Raw genomic sequence first — 19,086 nt, 5'->3', positions numbered from 1 at the left:
CTTGGGGGGACAGAGGGGGGTAATTTTTGTACCTCACCAAGTTGAAATCTACTGTACGTTATTAATTTCTGCAAAGTTAATTAACATACTTTGGTGAGCACAATAGTGTGCAGTTTTCTGCCTGGACTGCTTTTTATTCCTTCATTACAATCAGAAGCACGTATTGCAAAAAAGCTGTTAGTTGTTAGTGGATAGTGGTTAGTTGTTAGTAGCTACATCGCTCCTAATGTCCGGATTTGACCACTATCCACTATCCACTATCCACTATCCACTATCTACTATCCACTATCCACTATCTACTATCCACTATCCACTATCCACTATCCACTATCCACTAAAATGATGACAACAAATTTGAAAGATTTAATGATGAGCCAAAATTTAGCACAGCGAGCAAAGTTAAAACTTCTTGTCATCGATGACCACCAGTTAATTTTAGGTGGAACTCTTGATATATTGCGCCAACAGTACCCAACTGCTGAGTTCCTCACAGCTAAAACTGCACAAGATGCTGTTAAGCAGTTATCAAACTCTCAGCCCGATCTCGTTGTTGTAGATCTTTCTATTCCGGAACAACCAGGGATGACAGCCCAAATTGATACAGGTTTGCAACTCCTGCAAAACTTAATGAAAAATTATCCCAATCTTAATCTTATGGTGCAAAGCAGTTACGTTAAGGCTTTAGCACGAATTAGACACGAGATAGATAATCATCAAGCAGGGTTTACAGTCGCTGATAAAGGGCTTTCCGAACAGGAGATGCTAACCAGAATACATCTTGCTATTGAGGGAGGAACCCATACAAGGGATTTAGGAAGAAAAATAGAAGTAAAACCAGAGTGGTTAGAGCTTCTGAGGTTAGCTTTTGAAGAAGGATTAACAGATAGAGCGATCGCAGATAGGATGGTTGTTGCTGAACGCACGGTACGTAATTACTGGACTAAAGTCCAAGACGTTTTAGGTGTTTATCCTGAAGATTGCAAGAAAGATGGCAAGAATATCAGAATTGAAACTGAAATTAGGGCTAGAGAAGAAGGTTTGATTGACTAGGTTATTAATAGTATGCAGCGAGATATTTGGAGGCTCTTAAAAGAGAAATGTACTATTTTGCGTTTGGGAAAACGGTTGGGATTAGTTGTTGTTTTATTGGTCATAATAGCTCGTCTGAGTGGTTGGCTGCAATTCTTAGAATGGGGAATTTTTGATATCTTTCTGAGTTGGCGCTCCTATGAATCGGTAGAGGAAAAAATTTTGATAGTTGGCATTAATGAAGCTGATATCGAAAGTGTAGGAAAATACCCAATACCGGATGGAGAAATTACTGAAATTATCAAAAAATTGCAGGCTTACAAACCGATAGCAATTGGACTTGATATTGCAAGAAACGTACCCGTAGAACCCGGTCGTAAGGAACTCGTCGAGCTTGCAAGGCAAAGCAAAAACTTCATTGGTATTGAGAAAATATTCCTACCCGATCGGTTTTCTTCAATACCAAATTTACCCTCTGAACGAATTGGATTTTCGGATATTATTCCCGATAAAGATACTAAATACAGGCGCATTCTCCTTGGCGCACCAAATCCTTTAGACTCTAATGACTATAAATTTTCTTTTTCTCTGCGTTTAGCAGAAGCTTATTTATCTCAGAAAGATATTCCTCTTAAAAATGGAATATCTGACAGCCACACTATGAGATTTGCTGCTACTGAACTTCCTCGCTTTTTACCCAACTTTGGCGGGTATGTGGGAACTGATGCAGGAGGGGTTCAAGTTCTGCTCAATTTTCGCAATGGAACAGAACTATTTAGAATAGTATCACTTAACGATATCAAAACGGAAAATTTTCAACCCGATTGGATACGCGATCGCATTGTCATGATTGGTATGACAGCGATTAGTGCTGGTGACTTGTTTAATACCTCAGCAATTTCTGGATTGAAATTGCACGGACAGATTTATGGAGTCGAATTTCATGCTCATGCTGTCAGTCAAATTATTAATGCTGTTTTGGGATCGCGACCACTTATAAAAACTTGGTCAGAGGAGTGGGAATATATATGGATACTAGGTTGGGGTTCCATTACCATTGGTTTAAGTTTGATGATTAAATCCCCGTGGCGCAACCTGTTTGCTGTTAGTTTAAGTAGTAGTGCTTTGATTGCAATAAGCTATTATACATTGCTTATTTGGGGTTTGTGGATACCTGTAGCGCCAGTCTTATTAATTTTAGGAATAAATTTTTTGCTGAGTGCTTGCTATCAGTATGAGCAATCTTTAAAAGCTCAAATTGTGATACGACAACACACCATTGAGATGGCATTCACAGAAATCCACAATGGACCATTACAAACCTTAGCCGCGCTGTTAAGGAATGTACAAAATCACGAGCTATCTAAAGAAGAATTACTAACTAATTTAAAAAATTTGAATTTAGAAATCAGAGATATTGGTGAATATTTAACACGACAAACTCTTAATCTAGAAGAAAGCCTCCGTTTGGGAAGTGGCTTAAAAATAAATTTAAAGCGTCCAATTCATGAACTTTTCTATGAAGTTTACAGTAGTACTATTGAACGAAATCTTCCCTACTTTCAAACTCTCAAAGTTAAAGTTCGCTCCTTTGACCCTTTAGAAGAGCAATTTTTAACTATTGAACGCAAGCGAGAACTTTGTCAATTTCTTGAAGAAGCTTTATGCAATGTTGGAAAACACGCTGAGGGAGTCACGCGTTTATCTGCTACAGGAACAAAACAACAAGGATGGTATAGTCTAAAAATTAGAGATAATGGATTGGGTATCCGTTCCAACTATGAAAGCAAAGGAACCAAAGACAGTAAAAATTTGGCAAAACAACTAGGAGGATATTTTAACCGAGAGCGTGCGACGCCTAAAGGAACTGTGTGTGAGTTAACTTGGCCTTTTGCAGGTACTAGGAGTTGGATTTCAACAATGAAATCTAGGCTGAAGGCATATTTTCAGAGAAAATTGAAATTTTTAACAAAAAATTTACAACGCAGCTTATGAAAAAACAACTTTTAAACCCCTGGCTAGTAAGTGGCTGTATCCTAAGTATATCTTTAACAACGGCTTCCTTAGCCATAGCGCGTTACGTACCCCCTCGCAGTCAAAAGCCTCCTAGTGACTATACTCGAACAGGAGGTGGAAGGGGATGTCCGCAAGATAAAATACCCTTAACAATACTTGCACCTAAAAAACACATTGGAGAAACAACTTCTCGTTACCCCACATTCGCTTGGTTTGTATCTAATTCTTATCCAGTAGAGTTCCAAATTTTTGAGTTTGATGCTAAAAATGAACCATCAAAATCAATCGGTCAACCAGTATTAGTGTCAAGTTCTTCAGGTATTAACAAATACTCCTTACCAGAAAATCAACCAGGATTAACTGTAGGGCAAAAATACCTTTTGCAAACTGTTATCAATTGTCAGCAGGAATATTTAGTAGAAAGAGCAGAGTTTACGGTAGTAGAAATGCCCTCTTCCCTGTCAAAACAACTTTCCATAACAAAAGACGGAACCAAAAAAGCAGACTTATATGCTGAAGCCGGTTTATGGTATGACGCCTTCGATGAAGCTCTTAAACTTTCTCACGAGAAAAAACCAGCAAAGATAGTTTCAACCCTCCTACAAGATTTAGCAACATTAGAAGAACCAGATGCAACAAAGACATTAACAGATGTTCAACGTCAAGAAATGCAAAAACGTAGCGATCGCTTAAGGCAAATTTCTAATAGTAGCCCAACACATTAAATGTGAGGGGCATTGAAACTTTGTCCCACCTCGTTCCCACCTCGTTCCCAGCCTCAGGCTGGGAATGCCTAAGTAGAGGCTCCGCCTCCTAAATGGCGCAAGAGAGCCTGCTGTGCTGAATTCACAAGCCTTGGTACCGGATCGAGACAGTACCGATCGTAATAAATTGCGATCGATACGGGCTACGCGATACTGAAGTTGGCTTGTTGTCAGAAGATGCTCGTTTAGGATAGCGTAGAAAGAGTATTTTCACCAATAGTTATTAACGAGGAAAAACTATGCTTAGTGAAATCAGGCAAAAGGCAATTGTCAAGCCCGGAGGTGTAGTAGAAATCTCGTCGCCAGAACTGCCATTAGGCGCAACTGTGGAAGTTATTGTACTTTTAGAATCACCTCCAAAGAAACCAGAACAATCTTTGACTAGCTTTATTGGAACTGCTAGAGGTAACTTTGCTACACCACAAGAAGTCGATCGGTTTATTCGCAACGAACGGGATACATGGGAATCATAGATGCTATTCAAGGTAACAAAGTTTATCTTGATACAAATATCTTGATTTATGCTTTAGAAGGATATCCAGCATATCTTCAAGATTTGACTCAGCTATTCCAAAGAATTACTCAAGGCGATTTGATTGCTGTCACAAGTGAACTGTCACTGGTTGAGGCATTGGTAAAACCTTTTCAGAATCAGAACTTAACACAACAACAGATATACAAACAATTTATCACTAACTCCTAGAATTTATCGGTGATTCCTGTTTCTCGTGATATTTTAATTGAAGCTGCACAACTCCGTGCCAATGTCAACATTAAATTACCTGATGCCATCCATGCAGCAACAGCAATCTTAACTCAGTGTTCGACTTTCATAACCAATGACCAACGCTTTCAAAGTGTCCTTAGCATATCAGTGGTTTTGCTCTCTCAAATTTCTTCTCCTTAAAGCAGAGCCTTTTGAGTCAGGAGTATTAATCAAAGCCAATTTCCAATCATAATAAATGGTGCCCAGAAAGCAGGATTATCATACTGATCGTTGATATCTTCTATTTTTTTAGCTTGAATTAATTTTCGCTGGGCTGTACTTAAAGCTTTGGCTTTACTCATTCCTGATTTTAAACCACCATAAAACTCTGTAATCAACTTTAACGTCGATTCATCTGAAACGGACCAAAGGGTTGCTAAAGCGCTTCTCACTCCAGCTTGTACAGCAACACCAGCTAAACCAAGAGCAGCGCGTTCATCACCCAAAGCCGTTTGACAAGCAGTTAATGCTAGCAATTCTACTGCGCGAGATCCACCATTTACTTGACGGAGCGAAGTTTCTAATTCATTAATAGTGAGCTTGTTGTTATTTCCAGTGACTATAAAGGTATCTTCTGGAATTGTACCAAACTGAGCATGTGTAGCAATGTGAACGATTGGATAAACCGTTTTGTTAAGTTCTTGATTCAATTTCTCACGATTAAATTCTTCATTGATCAGCGGTTTATTCTTGGGAAATCGCTCTTTCAATGTATCAATTTCTGAGCGAACATTAGGTAACTCTAAGTATATATTTCCATCAACTTCTACTTGTTTGGTTAAACCCAAAATCAAAGCACGCTCTTCTTGTCGATTCAGAGCTTTAGGTGCGGTTAATTTCAAACTAGGAGTATTGGCAAGATCGTAATCTTCTACCAGGAATTTCTTCTGTTCCTTGTCATAGAGGGCTGCCATTGGAACAGTACGCAAGATTCCATCTTGGACGAAAACCAGTGTTTTTATTTGTTCTTTGTCCAAATTATCTTTAAAAGGAAGAATAAACCAGTCATACAGCTTTTGTGCGTGTGTTCTGTCATATGGAATTGGATTTTTAACTCCTTCTTTGAGACCTTGGCGAAATTTTTGGATTTCTTCTATGACATTTTCACGGCTCTCTTTTATCCACTCAAGCTGACTTTCTCCACTTGGTAAACTAAGCAGAATAGCAATGTTGTTTTCTAGAAAAATAGAACTAAAGACTGCGGTATTACTTCCTAATAATTCATCTACATTTTTTTCACTAGTAATCGTCAATATACAGTCATTACCAAAGAAGTTTTGTAATTCTGCTAGTCTTAAAGAATCAATAGTTTCAAGTGCATTTTTTAATTGAATTTTACGAGTTTCAATATTAAGAGCTTCTAATGAAGCTTCTTCTAGCCTTAATTGAGCTAACTCAAGATAAAGAGGCTTAATAATATCTTGAAAATCAAATTGTAAATCCCGTTCTGCTAGAAGAATATCACTGCGAATTTTTTCTAAAAGAGTGTATGCTCTTTCGTAAGATGGTAATGCTTCTGACTCTTTTTTCTGGGCTTTCAATATGCGTCCGGTTTGCCACTCCCATAAATAAGTGCTATCTCTAGCTTGCAACTTTTGGTCTGCTGACCACAATGCTTTTTGAGTAAAATCTAAAGCTTGCTTGTATTCTTTACGACATTCGTGATAATGACCGAGCGAGCCAAAGGCAAAAGACTCAGAACGAGAATCTTGCAAAGTTTGAGAAGTTTTTACTGCATTGAGGAGTAGCGAGTTGACTTGTGAATCTGATAGTCTTCTCTTTAAAGAGGTTTTTGAAGAGCATAGAATTAATGACAATGATGCATCTTTTGAACTTTCAGGTAAATTAGCTAAATCTATTGCAGCATAGATTTTATTACGAGAATTCGGTAATTTATCGATCAGATTTAAAGCTTCTTGTATGTGAATCTCAGATTGGGAGTTTTCCCGTGTTGTTTTTAAAGACGCGGAGGTCAAATTTTGCTCATCTTGACGACGGTAATCAAGTTGAATTAAATTCAGCAGTACTTGCATTTGTGTAACTTTGTCATCTTGCTGGCGGGCAAAGCCGAGGCTAGATTGAAAGGAGTTCCATGCTTTTGTATAATAAGCGATCGCATTTTTCTGAAACTCATCACTCTTGGGGATCTTTAATTGTTTTGCAGAATCAGCACGGATCTTCTCCCGTTGTGCCTTGTTAAAGTAAGCATTACCCAGACTATTGAGTATTTTTGATTTATAAGCTGGTTCGGTAATTTTGTCTGCTTGCTCTAAATACTTAATTGCGGCGTCATACTTACCCCTGAGACGGTAAGCTTCTCCCAAACTTCCAAGTGCAGCAACTTCACCAAGTTTATCTTTTTGCTGGCGGGCAATTTGTAAAGCACTTCCTGGCAAACAATTGGATTCTCCTTGCGGCTTTGTGTCAGATTTTGATTGCGCGTCAGATACACCACACAATAAAGCGATCGCTTTCCCTGATTGTCCCAAATTACTATAAGTTTGTGCCTGTTCGGTCAACATTCGCCCGTATTGTTGCGCTTGTCCGGAGTTGCGGTAATAATTTGCAATTTTTTCCCAATAGCTGAGTGCTTCTTCACTATCTCCCAACTGCTGATAGGCTCTTGCCAAGTTCTCACTGACAATTGCTTCGTTGTTGTGATTGTTGCTTTGTTTGTAGAAATTTAAAGCTGTTTGCCAGGGTGCGATCGCACCTCGAAAGTCTCCTGCTTTGTATCGCTCAATACCTTGCTGCACGAGTTGGCTAGCGTCAGGAGTTTGAGCAATGATTCTTTCAATTTGAGCAAAAGATAAGCAAAAGACGAGACTAATAAGAAATAGCGTCCCCAGGAATCGACCTTGAGTAGACTTGCGATACGGATTTAACACAGGCTTACTCCAGCAGTAAATGACATATAAATTACCAGCTTTTTCTGTGTTGACAACTAATTAGCAAAATTTTTTTGCAAAACACTGGTGGCTGCAAGATCCCCAACCCCTCACCTCGTTCACCTCGTTCCCAGCCTCAGGCTGGGAATGCCTTCAAGCGAGGCTCCGCCTCCTGTATTGATTTGCCATGCTCCACAGCAGCCCAGGAGCGAGGTGTATTATCTGTAAAAGTAAGTTGTTAAGAATCTGACCAATACACAACTAAAGCTTAATAAAGTCTTAAAAGTTTAACAAGAATAAGTCCTGCACAAAGAGTTGCAGTTTTCTGCAACAGATGTCACAAAATTCTGCAATCTAGTGTGCAGAAGTTAGCAAATCTACAGGCAGAAATAGTGAATGATTTTTCCAACCAATTTTTTTATGATGCTCATTAAATATTAATTTTTGTCCTTTAAAGCTAAAATCTTTGATTTGTTCCATCTTGATAGAGTTAGCGCCAACTTTACGCTACTTGCAAGTGGAGCAAGAATTCAGCAGATTCTCAAAGATGGCTAATTTAATGAACCGCAGAGGACGCAGAAAACACAGAGTTAATGAACTGAGAATACAGGTAGTATTAGATACCTGTCTCAGAACTACCTCTCCCACTGCTTCCTTGAGCTATCCAAGAGTACCAACGTGCCGCATAGGGTTTGCCCGGTGGCACGTTGCAGGCGATCGTTTCAAATCCTCAATGCAGATTTCCTTTTTTAAGGAACAAAGAAGACAGGATTGACAAAACTCAGTGAAAATGAAAACCTATTTTCTATAGTCAGAGATTAAACACTGGCTACTACCAACGGAGAGCGCGATGTTTGGGATACCTATGCGTGTAAACTTGTTCCAAGGTTTGGGAATAGCTTTTATTGGTACATTTGTCCCATTTACAAATTGCGCCTTGGCTCAAATTACCCCAGACGACACTTTACCAAATAATTCTATCATCAACATCAATGGCAATACCTTCAATATAACAGGTGGAACACAAGCAGGCGGTAATTTGTTCCACAGTTTCAAAGATTTCTCTGTCCCTACTGGTAGTGAAGCTTTCTTTAACAATACGGTTGACATTCAAAACATCATTAGTCGGGTAACAGGTGGGTCAGTTTCTAATATTGATGGGTCGATCCGCACCTTAGGAACAACTAATCTGTTGCTGATTAATCCAAATGGCATTGTTTTTGGACCCAATGCTCAATTAAATGTTGACGGCTCTTTCTTAGCAAGTACGGCTAGTAATCTGAAATTTGTAGATGGCTTTGAGTTTAGGACAGACGGTACCCAAACAACACCATTGCTGACTATAAGTGTTCCAAGGGGTCTGCAATTTGGGGCAAATCCAGGAAAGATCCAAGTCATTGGCGATGGTCAAGGGACAAGGTTAACAAGTGATTTGATTGATACAGCAAATGCGCTGCGGTTAGGAGCAAATCAAACTCTGGCATTGGTTGGTGGTGATTTAGAACTCTTGGGTGGAACCCTAAAGAGTACAGGCGGGCGGATTGAATTGGGTAGTGTGGGGTCAGAGAGCTTGGTTGGTCTCGTGTCGGTTGCGAACGGGTGGACTTTGGATTATGGTGGTGTGCAAAATTTTCGAGATATCCAACTCTTACAACAAGCAACTGTAGATGCAAGTGGAATCGGGGGTGGAAATGTCCGCGTACAAGGCAGACGAATCTCCCTGAAACAAGGGTCTCAAATTGAAGCGAGTACTTTGGGGTTTCAGTCGGGAGGAACCTTGGAAGTCACGGGTATTGAATCGATTCAGCTCGATGGTTCAGGAGCCACTTATCCAACAATGCTAGCTGCTCAAGTCTATAAAGGCGCAAATGGCAATGGGGGGAACATTATTCTCACCACTGGCTCAGTTTCCTTAACTAATGGTGCTCAACTCAATACTAGTATCTTTGGACAAGGGGATGCAGGTAGTATATTGGTGCAAGCAAAGGATTCTGTATCTGTTGCTGGTAACAGTTACATCTTGAGCAATGTGGAAAATGGAGCAGTGGGCAAAAGTGGTGACGTTAACATCAATGGGGCAACACTGTCCCTCCAGGATGGCGCTCAACTAGGAACCTTTGTTCGTGACGCATCTTCCAACCAGACTGGCGGACAAGCTGAGGCAGGAAATGTCAACGTCAATGTCACAGGCGCGGTGACGATTACTGGGGCTAAGAATGGAGCTAGTGGTATTTTCAGCTATTTGGGAAATGGAACAATTGGTAAAGGGGGAAACATTAATGTCACATCTGGCTCAGTTTCGTTAACTGATGGCGCTCGACTAAGTACTAGCACTTTTGGACAAGGGGATGCAGGCAGTGTGTTGGTGCAAGCAAAGGATTCTGTATCTGTTGTTGGTAACAGCAGTGGTATTTTCAGCAATGTGGAAAATGGAGCAGTGGGCAAAGGTGGCGACATCAATATCAGTGCGGCAACACTGTCCCTCAAGGATGGCGCTCAACTAGGAACCTTTGTTCGTGGAGCATTTTCCAACCAGACTGGCGGACAAGGTCAAGCAGGGAATGTCAACGTGAATGTCACAGGAGGGGTGACGATTGCTGGGGTAAAGAATGGAGTTCGCAGTGGTATTTTCAGCTTTTTGGGAAGTGCGGCGATTGGTAAAGGGGGAAACATTAATCTCACATCAGGCTCAGTTTTCTTAACTGATGGTGCTCAACTTCTTGCCAGCACTTTTGGAAAAGGGGATGCAGGCAGTGTGCTGGTGCAAGCAAAGGATTCTGTGTCTGTTGTTGGTAACAGTTATATCTTCAGCAGATTGGGAATTGGGGCGATTGGTAAAGGGGGAAACATTAATGTGACATCAAGCTCAGTTTCCTTAACTGATGGCGCTCAATTGAGTGCCAGCACCTCTGGTCAGGGGGATGCAGGTAGTATATTGGTGCAAGCAAAGGATTCTGTGTTTGTTGCTGGTAACAGTTACATCTTCAGCGATGTGGAATCACAGGGTGTAGGCAAAGGTGGCGACATCAACATCAATGCGGCGACACTGTCCCTCAAGGATGGCGCTCAACTGGTAACCAGTGTTCGTGAAGCATCTTCCAACCAACCACCCAGACAAGCTGAGGCGGGAAATGTCAACGTCAATGTCACAGGAGCGGTGACGATTGCTGGGGTGAAGGACGGATTATTTAGTGGTATTTTTAGCGATTTGAGAAGTGGGGCAATTGGTAAAGGAGGAAACATTAATCTCACATCAGGCTCAGTTTCCCTAACTGATGGCGCTCAATTGAGTGCCAGCACCGCTGGAAAAGGGGATGCAGGCAGTGTGTTGGTGCAAGCAAAGGATTCTGTGTCTGCTGCTAAAAGTACCATCTTCAGCACTGTAGAAAATGGAGCAGTGGGCAAAGGTGGCGACGTCAACATCAGTGCGGCAACACTGTCCCTGAAGGATGGCGCTCAACTGTCAACCGGTGTTCGTGAAGCATCTTCCAACCAGAGTGCCGGACAAGGTCAGGCGGGTAATGTTAACGTCAATGTCACAGGAGCAGTGACGATTGCTGGGGTGAACAAAGGAGCTAGTGGTATTTTCAGTGATTTGGGAAGTGGGGCGATTGGTAAAGGGGGAAACATTAATGTGACATCAGGCTCAGTTTCCTTAACCGATGGTGCTCTATTGAGTACCAGCACCGCTGGAAAAGGGAATGCAGGTAGTATATTGGTGCAAGCAAAGGATTCTGTGTCTGTTGTTGGTAACAGTTACATTTTCAGCACTGTGGGCAATGGCGCAGTGGGCAAAGGTGGCGACATCAACATCAGTGCGGCAACACTGTCCCTCAAGGATGGCGCTCAAGTAGGAACCTTTGTTCGTGACGCATCTTCCCACCAGCCACCCAGACAAGCTGAGGCGGGGAATGTCAACGTGAATGTCACAGGAGCGGTAACGATTGCTGGGAGGAAGAATGGATTCCCTAGTGGTATTTCCAGCGATTTGGGAAGTGGGGCGATTGGTAAAGGGGGAAATATTAATGTCGCATCAGGCTCAGTTTCCTTAACCGATGGTGCTCTATTGAGTGCCAGTACCTCTGGACAAGGAGATGCAGGTAGTATATTGGTACAAGCAAAGGATTATGTGTCTGCTGCTGACAGTAACATCTTCAGCACTGTAGAAAATGGAGCAGTGGGCAAAGGTGGCGACATCAACATCAGTGCGGCAACACTGTCCCTTAAGGATAGCGCTCAACTGGGAACCAGTGTTCGTGCAGCATCTTCCAACCAGAGTGCCGGACAAGGTCAGGCAGGCAATGTCAACGTCAATGTCACAGGCGCGGTGACGATTGCTGGAGTGAAGAACGGATTCTCTAGTGGTATTTTCAGCTCTTTGGGACGTGGGGCGATTGGTAACGGGGGAAACATTAATGTCACATCAGGCTCAGTTACCTTAACTAATGGTGCTCAATTGAGTGCCAGCACTTCTGGAAAAGGGGATGCAGGCAGTGTGTTGGTGCAAGCAAAGGATTTTGTGTCTATTGCTGGTAACAGTTACATCTTGAGCAGATTGGGAAGTGGGGCGATTGGTAAAGGGGGAAACATTAATGTGACATCAGGCTCAGTTTCTTTAACTGATGGCGCTCAATTGATTGCTAGTACCTCTGGACAAGGGGATGCAGGTAGTATATTGGTGCAAGCAAAGGATTCTGTGTCTGTTGTTGGTAACAGTTACATCTTCAGCACTGTGGAATCACAGGGTGTGGGCAAGGGTGGCGACGTCAACATCACTGCGGCAACACTGTCCCTTAAGGATGGCGCTCAACTGGGAACCAGTGTTCGTGAAGCATCTTCCAACCAGACTGCCGGACAGGGTCAGGCGGGGAATGTCAACGTCAATGTCACAGGCGCGGTGACGATTGCTGGGGAAAAGGATGGAGCTAGTGGTATTTTCAGCTTTTTGGGAAATGGAGCAATTGGTAAAGGGGGAAACATTAATGTGAGATCTGACTCAGTTTCCTTAACTGATGGTGCTCAATTGAGTGCTAGCACTAATGGACAAGGGGATGCAGGCAGTGTGTTGGTGCAAGCAAAGGATTCTGTGTCTGTTGCTGGTAACAGTTACATCTTGAGCGATGTGGGAAATGGAGCAGTGGGCAAAGGTGGCGACATCAACATCAGTGCGGCAACACTGTCCCTCAAGAATGGTGCTCAACTGGCAACCAGTGTTAGTGAAGCATTTTCCAACGAGAGTGCCGGACAGGGTCAGGCGGGGAATGTCAACGTCAATGTCACAGGAGCAGTGACGATTGCTGGGGGAACGAATGGATCTAGTGGTATTTTCAGCTCTTTGGGAAGTGGAGCGATTGGTCAAGGAGGAAACATTAATCTCACATCAGGCTCAGTTTCTTTAACTGATGGTGCTCAACTTCTTGCCAGCACCTTTGGTCAGGGGGATGCAGGCAGTGTGTTGGTGCAAGCAAAGGATTTTGTGTCTGTTGCTGGTAACAGTTACATCTTCAGTACTGTAGAAAATGGAGCAGTGGGCAAAGGTGGCGACATCAACATCAGTGCGGCAACACTGTCCCTCAAGGATGGCGCTCAACTGGGAACCAGTGTTCGTGAAGCATCTTCTCAGCAGACTGCCGGACAGGGTCAGGCAGGGAATGTCAACGTGAATGTCACAGGCGCGGTGATGATTGCTGGGGCGAAGAACGGACCTAGTGGTATTTTCAGCTCTTTGGGAAGTGAGGCAATTGGTAAAGCGGGAAACATTAATGTCACATCAGGCTCAGTTTCCTTAACTGATGGTGCTCTCTTAAGTGCCAGCACTTCTGGAAAAGGGAATGCAGGTAGTATATTGGTACAAGCAAAGGATTCTGTGTCTGTTGTTGACAGTAACATCTTCAGCACTGTAGAAAATGGATCGGTGGGCAACGGTGGCGACGTCAACATCAGGGCGGCAACACTGTCCCTCAAGGATAGCGCTCAACTGGGAACCTTTGTTCGTGGAGCATCTTCCAATCAGACTGGCGGACAAGGTCAGGGGGGGAATGTCAACGTCAATGTCACAGGCGCGGTGACGATTGCTGGGAAGAAGGACGGTTCTAGTAGTGGTATTTTCAGCAATTTGGGAAGTGGGGCGATTGGTAAAGGGGGAAACATTAATGTCACATCAGGCTCAGTTTCCTTAACTGATGGCGCTCGACTAAATGCCAGCACCTCTGGAAAAGGGGATGCAGGAAAAATTCAAATCAACGCTACAGATTATGTAAATGTTTCTGGCTCCAGTGCGATCGCAAATCCTGAAGCTGCCAGTGGCTTGTTTGTTCGTTCTCTCAGTTCAGGAGCAGCAGGCGACATTGAAGTGACCGCACCCCAAATTCGTTTAGACAATAGCGCGACGTTCATTGCTGAATCTGCATCAGGTAACGGCGGCAATATCACACTACAAGTCAGAGACTTACTGCTTCTACGCCGTGGAAGTCAAATCTCTACGACTGCAGGAACTGCACGGCTGGGTGGTGATGGCGGTAACATCAGCATCAACTCGAAGTATATCATCGCTATTCCAGAAGAAGATAGCGATATCACTGCTAATGCTTTTCAAGGTAGAGGTGGTAACGTTCAAATAAATTCTCAAGGTATCTTTGGAATCGAGTCACGTCCACGGCGAACTGAGAAAAGTGATATTACAGCCAGTTCTGACTTAGGCGTTGCAGGTGCTGTTAATCTCATTGCACCTGACAACAACGCTATTGTAAATAGTCTCAGTGAGTTGCCACAAACTCCCATTGATACAAATGCATTGATTGCCAATAGTTGCATTGCCCGCGATCGCCAAATTAAAGGTAGCTTTATAATTACGGGTTCTGGTGGTTTACCCAACCGCCCTGGCGATGTTTCAATTTCAACTTATTCCACAGGTGATGTGCGTGGTGTTATCAGAGATAGTGCATCACATTTGTGGCAAAAGGGTGACCCGATTGTGGAACCGCAAGGCGTGTATAAGTTGCCTTCAGGGCAATTAGTTTTGAGCCGCGAGTGTCGTTAGGGAGTCACACAAAGGGATTTAAAATCTGTACTTTGTTATTTATCAACTGATTATGTTGCATACAGCAAATTCCAACCTAGTGAGGTACAAAAATTACCCCCCTCTGTCCCCCCTTACCAAGGGGGGATGAAAGGGGGGTGTACCTCATTAGACTGAGAAAGGCTATATCTTCAGAATAAATGATGGAACAGCCACTTTGTAAAGCTGTTGCTAAGGCGATGAATATAGTGTTAATAATAATATCTTTTATACCGTATATACACAGTTGACCATTCCAACAATCGCCTTTATTAGCTTGCTTCCCAAGCCAAAGCTTTACCTAGCAAGCAGAGTTTTTACTATACTACTTAATTAATATTTAGGTAACAATAATATTGAAAAACATAAGTATAAAAAAAGCGATCGCATGGTCAATAAACAAAACTTTTCTGGAGAGCCAGAAGATTTAAAAATTTCCATAGGAGAATTGCAAACAAAATATGGCATTGGGTATCAGTCGCTGCGTGCTTGTATGGACTATTCCGGCATCACAATGAATGAAGGTGCTAGATAGAGCTTACCTCGACGTAGAGCAGGTGGTACACATAGACGGACTGCAAGAAGAGATCAAAATGAATAGATGTAAGAAAGACTACCCAACAGGGCTTTACCCAAGGAGGACAAGCATCGTATATGATGGGGATTACTCACTTAGTCATTAGTGCCACAGCAACAAGTCTTTTGCTTCAAACAGCTGATGCAAGATTAATTGTGATTGGTGCAGCTGCGTCGCTTCTTCCAGACATAGACACCTGCACCAGTTATGCAGGTCGCATATTTTCCCCAGTTTCACGTTTCCTACGGCAGAGGCTTCGTCACAGGGGTGCCACTCACAGCTTGTATGGATCTAGTATACTAGCTATATTTTCATATCCAATAGTTGTACTAACTCCTGTGGCTGTGGATTTCATTCATGCATTGAATATCGGCTATTTCTTTGGCTACTTTGCTGATATCTTCACCGTTTCTGGCTGTCAATTATTCTGGCCTTCAAAAGTGAGAGTTGGATGGCCGGAAAACCGAGAATTCAGACTCAAAACAAACAGCCCAGCTGAGTCTGCTCTGGTGATAATGCTGTTAATTATTCTGATGTTTAGCCTTACCGTCAACTCTAGTGGTGGCATGATGACATACTATAATAGGTTGGTTGGCAGTATCTCCGGGGTTGAACAGCTTTACAATCAGCATGGGTGGGCTCATCTCATAATTACCCATATCGAAGGGTTTCGTTCAAGCGATCGCACAAAAGTTGTGGGGAATTTTTTGCTAGTTGAGTCACACAGTCAGGGGTTCCTGGTCTTGTCTAAGGATGGTAAAGTTTACAAAGCAGGCACCGAGCCAGATAGTCAGATTATTACTGAGCGAATTACTGCCGATGTTGGTCAGATTGCCATTACTAATATTGAGTCATTAACTTTGGATGACGAAAACTTAAAAGAATCTTTAGCTCGTTTCTATCGCCCTAGAACGCTAATGTTTGTTAGTGGTAAGTTAAAAATTGATGACCCAGAAGACATAGAACTGATCCCTGACCTTCACCAATTCCCTTTTATTCAACTCAATGGATCGTCAGTCAAGCTGGAAACTGCGCCCCTTGACTTTGTTGCCCAAAAACTGGGTAATCAGTTCGCCACAGGTCAATTATTGATAAGGAGCATTGCCATAAATGAGACGCTTAAAATCTAGTAGTCTTTCTCGTGGCTGTTCACAGTTACAGAGCCTACGCGGAGTTCTGATAAGGAGTATATTGAAAGGGAGAAACCTGATAGCGAGCAAGAACATTTGCGTCTTTGTGTGAGTTTTATTTAGGGTCTATAAGCGGACATGATATCAGTTCCTGCTAAAACGCCTACAATAAGAGTGATAAAGAGGAATTTAATCATGAGCATCATTATCCCTGATGAGATTTTAACTATAACCCGCATGACTGAGGCGGAAATGAGGCAGGAAATTGCAGTCATGCTATTTCAGAAGGAAAAGCTTACCCTCGCTCAAGCGAGTCGGTTTGCTCTGATGAACCGGATTGCGTTTCAGCACTTACTGGCAAGTCGTCAAATTTCAGTGCATTATGATGTAGAAGATTTCCAAGAGGACATTAAGAATTTGCGGGAGATGGGCAGACTGTGATCGTTGTCAGCGATACTTCACCTATCAATAATCTCGCTGCAATCAACCAACTTCATCTTCTGCAACAACTTTACGGCACGGTACTTATCCCTGAAGCTGTCTATCAAGAACTGACCGATCCTGACTTTCCCGTAGCAGGAGCAATGGAAGTACAAACCTTTGATTGGATCGTCACCCATTCAGTAGCCAATCGCACAGTGGTAGAAGCACTCAGGAATGAACTCGATCTTGGTGAGGCTGAGGCGATCGCTCTGGCAATTGAATTCAAAGCATCTCAAGTTCTAGTTGATGAACGTCGTGGTCGTATTGTTGCTGCTAGACTTAATCTCCGATATACGGGAGTGTTGGGTATCTTGGTTGAAGCGAAAAGTCAAGGGCTGATTGCTGAGGTGAAACCCTTGCTAGATGCTTTAATTAACGAAGCAGGATTTTGGGTGGCGACACCTTTGTACAACAGTGTTCTACAGCTTGTTAATGAAAACGACTCACTGTAATGTTCAACGTGCAACGCCAGAAGTATGCTGAGTGTCACAAAAGGGATCTTCCTTACTTAGTGGGCTAAATTCTTGTGGAAATTAGCCTGTAATCCTTACTGGGCTTTCATTACAGTCATTATTGATATCAATTCAGCATTAAGGATAAAATACGTGACTATAAGCGACTGTAAGCCTTGATTTTAAAGGAAAGTTATCGACTGTAATTGAAAATTAGCCCACTAAGTACGGAAGAGCCCCTTCTTTGAGGATAATGTCTCCACCTACAAGCCCTAGAGTTTTCCCTGGTTCGACTTTCAAACCAGGTGGTAGATTGAAAAAATCGGCAAGAAAATAAAAGATGCCATAGCCTGATTCATTGACGATCGCTTTAGGACTTTCTCCAAATTGCAAACCAAGAGGAACACCTATAGACAGCAAGGGGGCATTTTGTGGTGCAGTTGCATTAAATTCCTTTCCATCTGCAAACTTTAGGCTACTGGCTGTACTTGCCAGAAATGAACCACCAATATTTAAACGAGCATTGTTACCAAAGATGATACCGTTGGGATTGATTAGAAATAGGTTCGCGTTACCGTTTGCTTCAATTAAACCATCAATATTGGAGACAGATCCACCCGTAATTCGACTGAAGATATTTTGAATATCCGTCCCATTGAAGAAGTAAGCCTCGTTTCCTGTGGGAACAGAAAACTCACTAAAGCTATGGAATAAGTTACTTCCTGCTTGAGTTCCGCCCCCAATAAGTCTGATATTGCCAATGCGAGTGACTTGAGAGTTATTAGGTAGGGTGTCATCCGGAGTGATTTGAGCACTAGTAGGCATTTGTTGAAATGCGATCGCTCCTATGCCCATCGTAACGCCAATTATTTGTCTTACCCAGCAATGACAATCATACTCTCTTCCTAATAACTGATGTAGCAACATTGTACCTCACGTAGCTTTTCTATTTTTTCAGTCTCATAACCTAATCAACCATCAAAATATCACGCTCCAGCTTTCTAGAGAATGCATAAAAGTGTATCTTTAAAAAGAGGGGCTTTGCGTAAGCCCTGGTAAAATCATTTTTTTCTAAATATAAAAAAATCTACAACAACTTCACACAACAGTACTTATCTCTAAAGTATACTCTTTTCTGTAAGATATATTGCCGTTTTCTGCATATAACCTTAGAATATTTTGCATTTCAGCATACACGAAAAGTGAATGAATTGTTCAAGCGTTTTTTTTAAGCTATAAATAACAAGAACAGTTCATAGCTTGACCAATATAGCAGTTCTATCTAATTTATGAAACTGCAAAAGATAAGAGACAAAACAGAAATGGGGTAATTTATCCATCAATTAGGATTGCTATAAAAATCTATTAACTATTTTTCCGATTTGTATCTATCAATTTACGCGAGGAATTCATCGTGAACGCAGTTAAAAGTGAAAAATATTCATTTCCTAATCGTTCTCACGGTTTTCTTAAACAACTGGTTTTTACAGTATCTACTGTTAGCATTTTATCTTCAATATTTTGTGTAAAACATGATATTAATGTAAGAATAAAAACCACAACAGTCTCTGGTGAAAAAATTTGTATAATTTGGGCAAAAATGAACGAAAACATCAAACCAAATTTGCTCAAAGAGAATCAACTGAGCAATTATTTGGATAACTCACAATTACAACCCAAAAGAGGGAAATTTAAAGATTCTTTTCAAAAAGAAAAATTGCAGATGGTGTAACTTACCACGTAAAAGAGAGCAATAAGACGTAACCGTTCAGGGGGGTAAAAGTGCGATACAAGGGAGCGTAACGGCTAGTGCGATGCGCTGAAATCAGTTTTTAAAGCAGTAAAAAGTGTTGTTAGGCAAACTATTAGTCATAATGAACGTATCTGCTCTACATTGCGAGCAGCAGATTTTCTTGACTAGTAG

Annotated in this window: 15 protein-coding genes; 13 read left to right on the top strand and 2 right to left on the bottom strand. The window is 42.0% G+C overall.

From position 1 onward, the window contains the following. Nucleotides 1–339 precede the first annotated feature (339 nt). The 6 genes from F7734_RS00525 (at nucleotide 340) to F7734_RS61620 (ending at nucleotide 4,716) form a co-directional block, all read left to right on the top strand. Entirely contained in the window at nucleotides 340–1,050 is a 711-nt protein-coding gene (locus F7734_RS00525) for a response regulator transcription factor (RefSeq protein WP_166481654.1), read from the top strand. Nucleotides 1,051–1,062: 12 nt separating this feature from the next. Further along, on the top strand, nucleotides 1,063–3,024 hold the full coding sequence (locus F7734_RS00520; RefSeq protein ID WP_155742861.1) for a CHASE2 domain-containing protein: 1,962 nt from the start codon (nucleotides 1,063–1,065) through the stop codon (nucleotides 3,022–3,024). Continuing rightward, a complete protein-coding gene (locus tag F7734_RS00515; protein WP_155742859.1) occupies nucleotides 3,021–3,770 on the top strand; it encodes a DUF928 domain-containing protein in 750 nt (249 codons plus the stop codon). The genes F7734_RS00520 and F7734_RS00515 overlap by 4 nt, the downstream gene beginning before the upstream one ends. Nucleotides 3,771–4,048: 278 nt before the next feature. Further along, nucleotides 4,049–4,282, top strand: a complete 234-nt coding sequence (locus tag F7734_RS00510; protein ID WP_155742857.1) for a hypothetical protein — start codon at nucleotides 4,049–4,051, stop codon at nucleotides 4,280–4,282. Then, nucleotides 4,270–4,512, top strand: coding sequence for a hypothetical protein (locus tag F7734_RS61625; protein ID WP_207713961.1), 243 nt, complete (start codon nucleotides 4,270–4,272; stop codon nucleotides 4,510–4,512). The genes F7734_RS00510 and F7734_RS61625 overlap by 13 nt, the downstream gene beginning before the upstream one ends. 9 nt (nucleotides 4,513–4,521) lie before the next feature. After that, nucleotides 4,522–4,716, top strand: a complete 195-nt coding sequence (locus F7734_RS61620; protein ID WP_347566102.1) for a PIN domain-containing protein — start codon at nucleotides 4,522–4,524, stop codon at nucleotides 4,714–4,716. A gap of 29 nt (nucleotides 4,717–4,745) precedes the next feature. Here F7734_RS61620 and F7734_RS00500 read toward each other — a convergent pair whose 3' ends face one another. Continuing rightward, nucleotides 4,746–7,463, bottom strand: a complete 2,718-nt coding sequence (locus F7734_RS00500) for a CHAT domain-containing protein (RefSeq protein WP_166481653.1) — start codon at nucleotides 7,461–7,463, stop codon at nucleotides 4,746–4,748. 547 nt (nucleotides 7,464–8,010) lie between these two features. On the opposite strand from F7734_RS00500, the gene F7734_RS00495 reads away from it, so the two are divergent. The 6 genes from F7734_RS00495 to F7734_RS00470 all read left to right on the top strand — a co-directional run bounded on the left by F7734_RS00495 (nucleotide 8,011) and on the right by F7734_RS00470 (nucleotide 17,162). After that, a complete protein-coding gene (locus F7734_RS00495; protein ID WP_155742856.1) occupies nucleotides 8,011–8,238 on the top strand; it encodes a hypothetical protein in 228 nt (75 codons plus the stop codon). A gap of 75 nt (nucleotides 8,239–8,313) precedes the next feature. Then, nucleotides 8,314–14,502 (top strand): filamentous hemagglutinin N-terminal domain-containing protein, encoded by a 6,189-nt coding sequence (locus F7734_RS00490; RefSeq protein ID WP_155742854.1) that lies wholly within the window; start codon nucleotides 8,314–8,316, stop codon nucleotides 14,500–14,502. A 406-nt stretch (nucleotides 14,503–14,908) separates the two neighbouring features. After that, nucleotides 14,909–15,055, top strand: coding sequence for a hypothetical protein (locus F7734_RS00485; protein WP_155742852.1), 147 nt, complete (start codon nucleotides 14,909–14,911; stop codon nucleotides 15,053–15,055). 119 nt (nucleotides 15,056–15,174) lie between these two features. After that, entirely contained in the window at nucleotides 15,175–16,227 is a 1,053-nt protein-coding gene (locus F7734_RS00480; RefSeq protein WP_155742850.1) for a metal-dependent hydrolase, read from the top strand. A gap of 195 nt (nucleotides 16,228–16,422) precedes the next feature. Then, nucleotides 16,423–16,668 carry a UPF0175 family protein gene (locus F7734_RS00475; protein WP_155742849.1) on the top strand — a complete coding sequence of 82 codons (246 nt, stop codon included), beginning with the start codon at nucleotides 16,423–16,425 and terminating at the stop codon, nucleotides 16,666–16,668. Continuing rightward, nucleotides 16,665–17,162: a DUF3368 domain-containing protein gene (locus tag F7734_RS00470; protein WP_166481652.1), complete on the top strand. Its 498-nt coding sequence runs from the start codon at nucleotides 16,665–16,667 to the stop codon at nucleotides 17,160–17,162. Before F7734_RS00475 ends, F7734_RS00470 begins: the two co-directional genes overlap by 4 nt. A 213-nt stretch (nucleotides 17,163–17,375) precedes the next feature. Here the strand turns inward: F7734_RS00470 and F7734_RS00465 are convergent, their stop codons facing one another. Beyond that, the gene (locus F7734_RS00465; protein ID WP_155742847.1) at nucleotides 17,376–18,089 is read right to left on the bottom strand and encodes a filamentous hemagglutinin N-terminal domain-containing protein; all 714 of its coding nucleotides are present in this window, start codon (nucleotides 18,087–18,089) and stop codon (nucleotides 17,376–17,378) included. A gap of 487 nt (nucleotides 18,090–18,576) precedes the next feature. Between F7734_RS00465 and F7734_RS00460 the strand changes: the two genes are divergently transcribed. Next, on the top strand, nucleotides 18,577–18,894 hold the full coding sequence (locus tag F7734_RS00460) for a hypothetical protein (RefSeq protein WP_155742846.1): 318 nt from the start codon (nucleotides 18,577–18,579) through the stop codon (nucleotides 18,892–18,894). Nucleotides 18,895–19,086 lie beyond the last annotated feature (192 nt).

This window comes from Scytonema sp. UIC 10036 (assembly GCF_009725235.1).
This window is presented reverse-complemented; position numbering and strand designations above follow the sequence as displayed.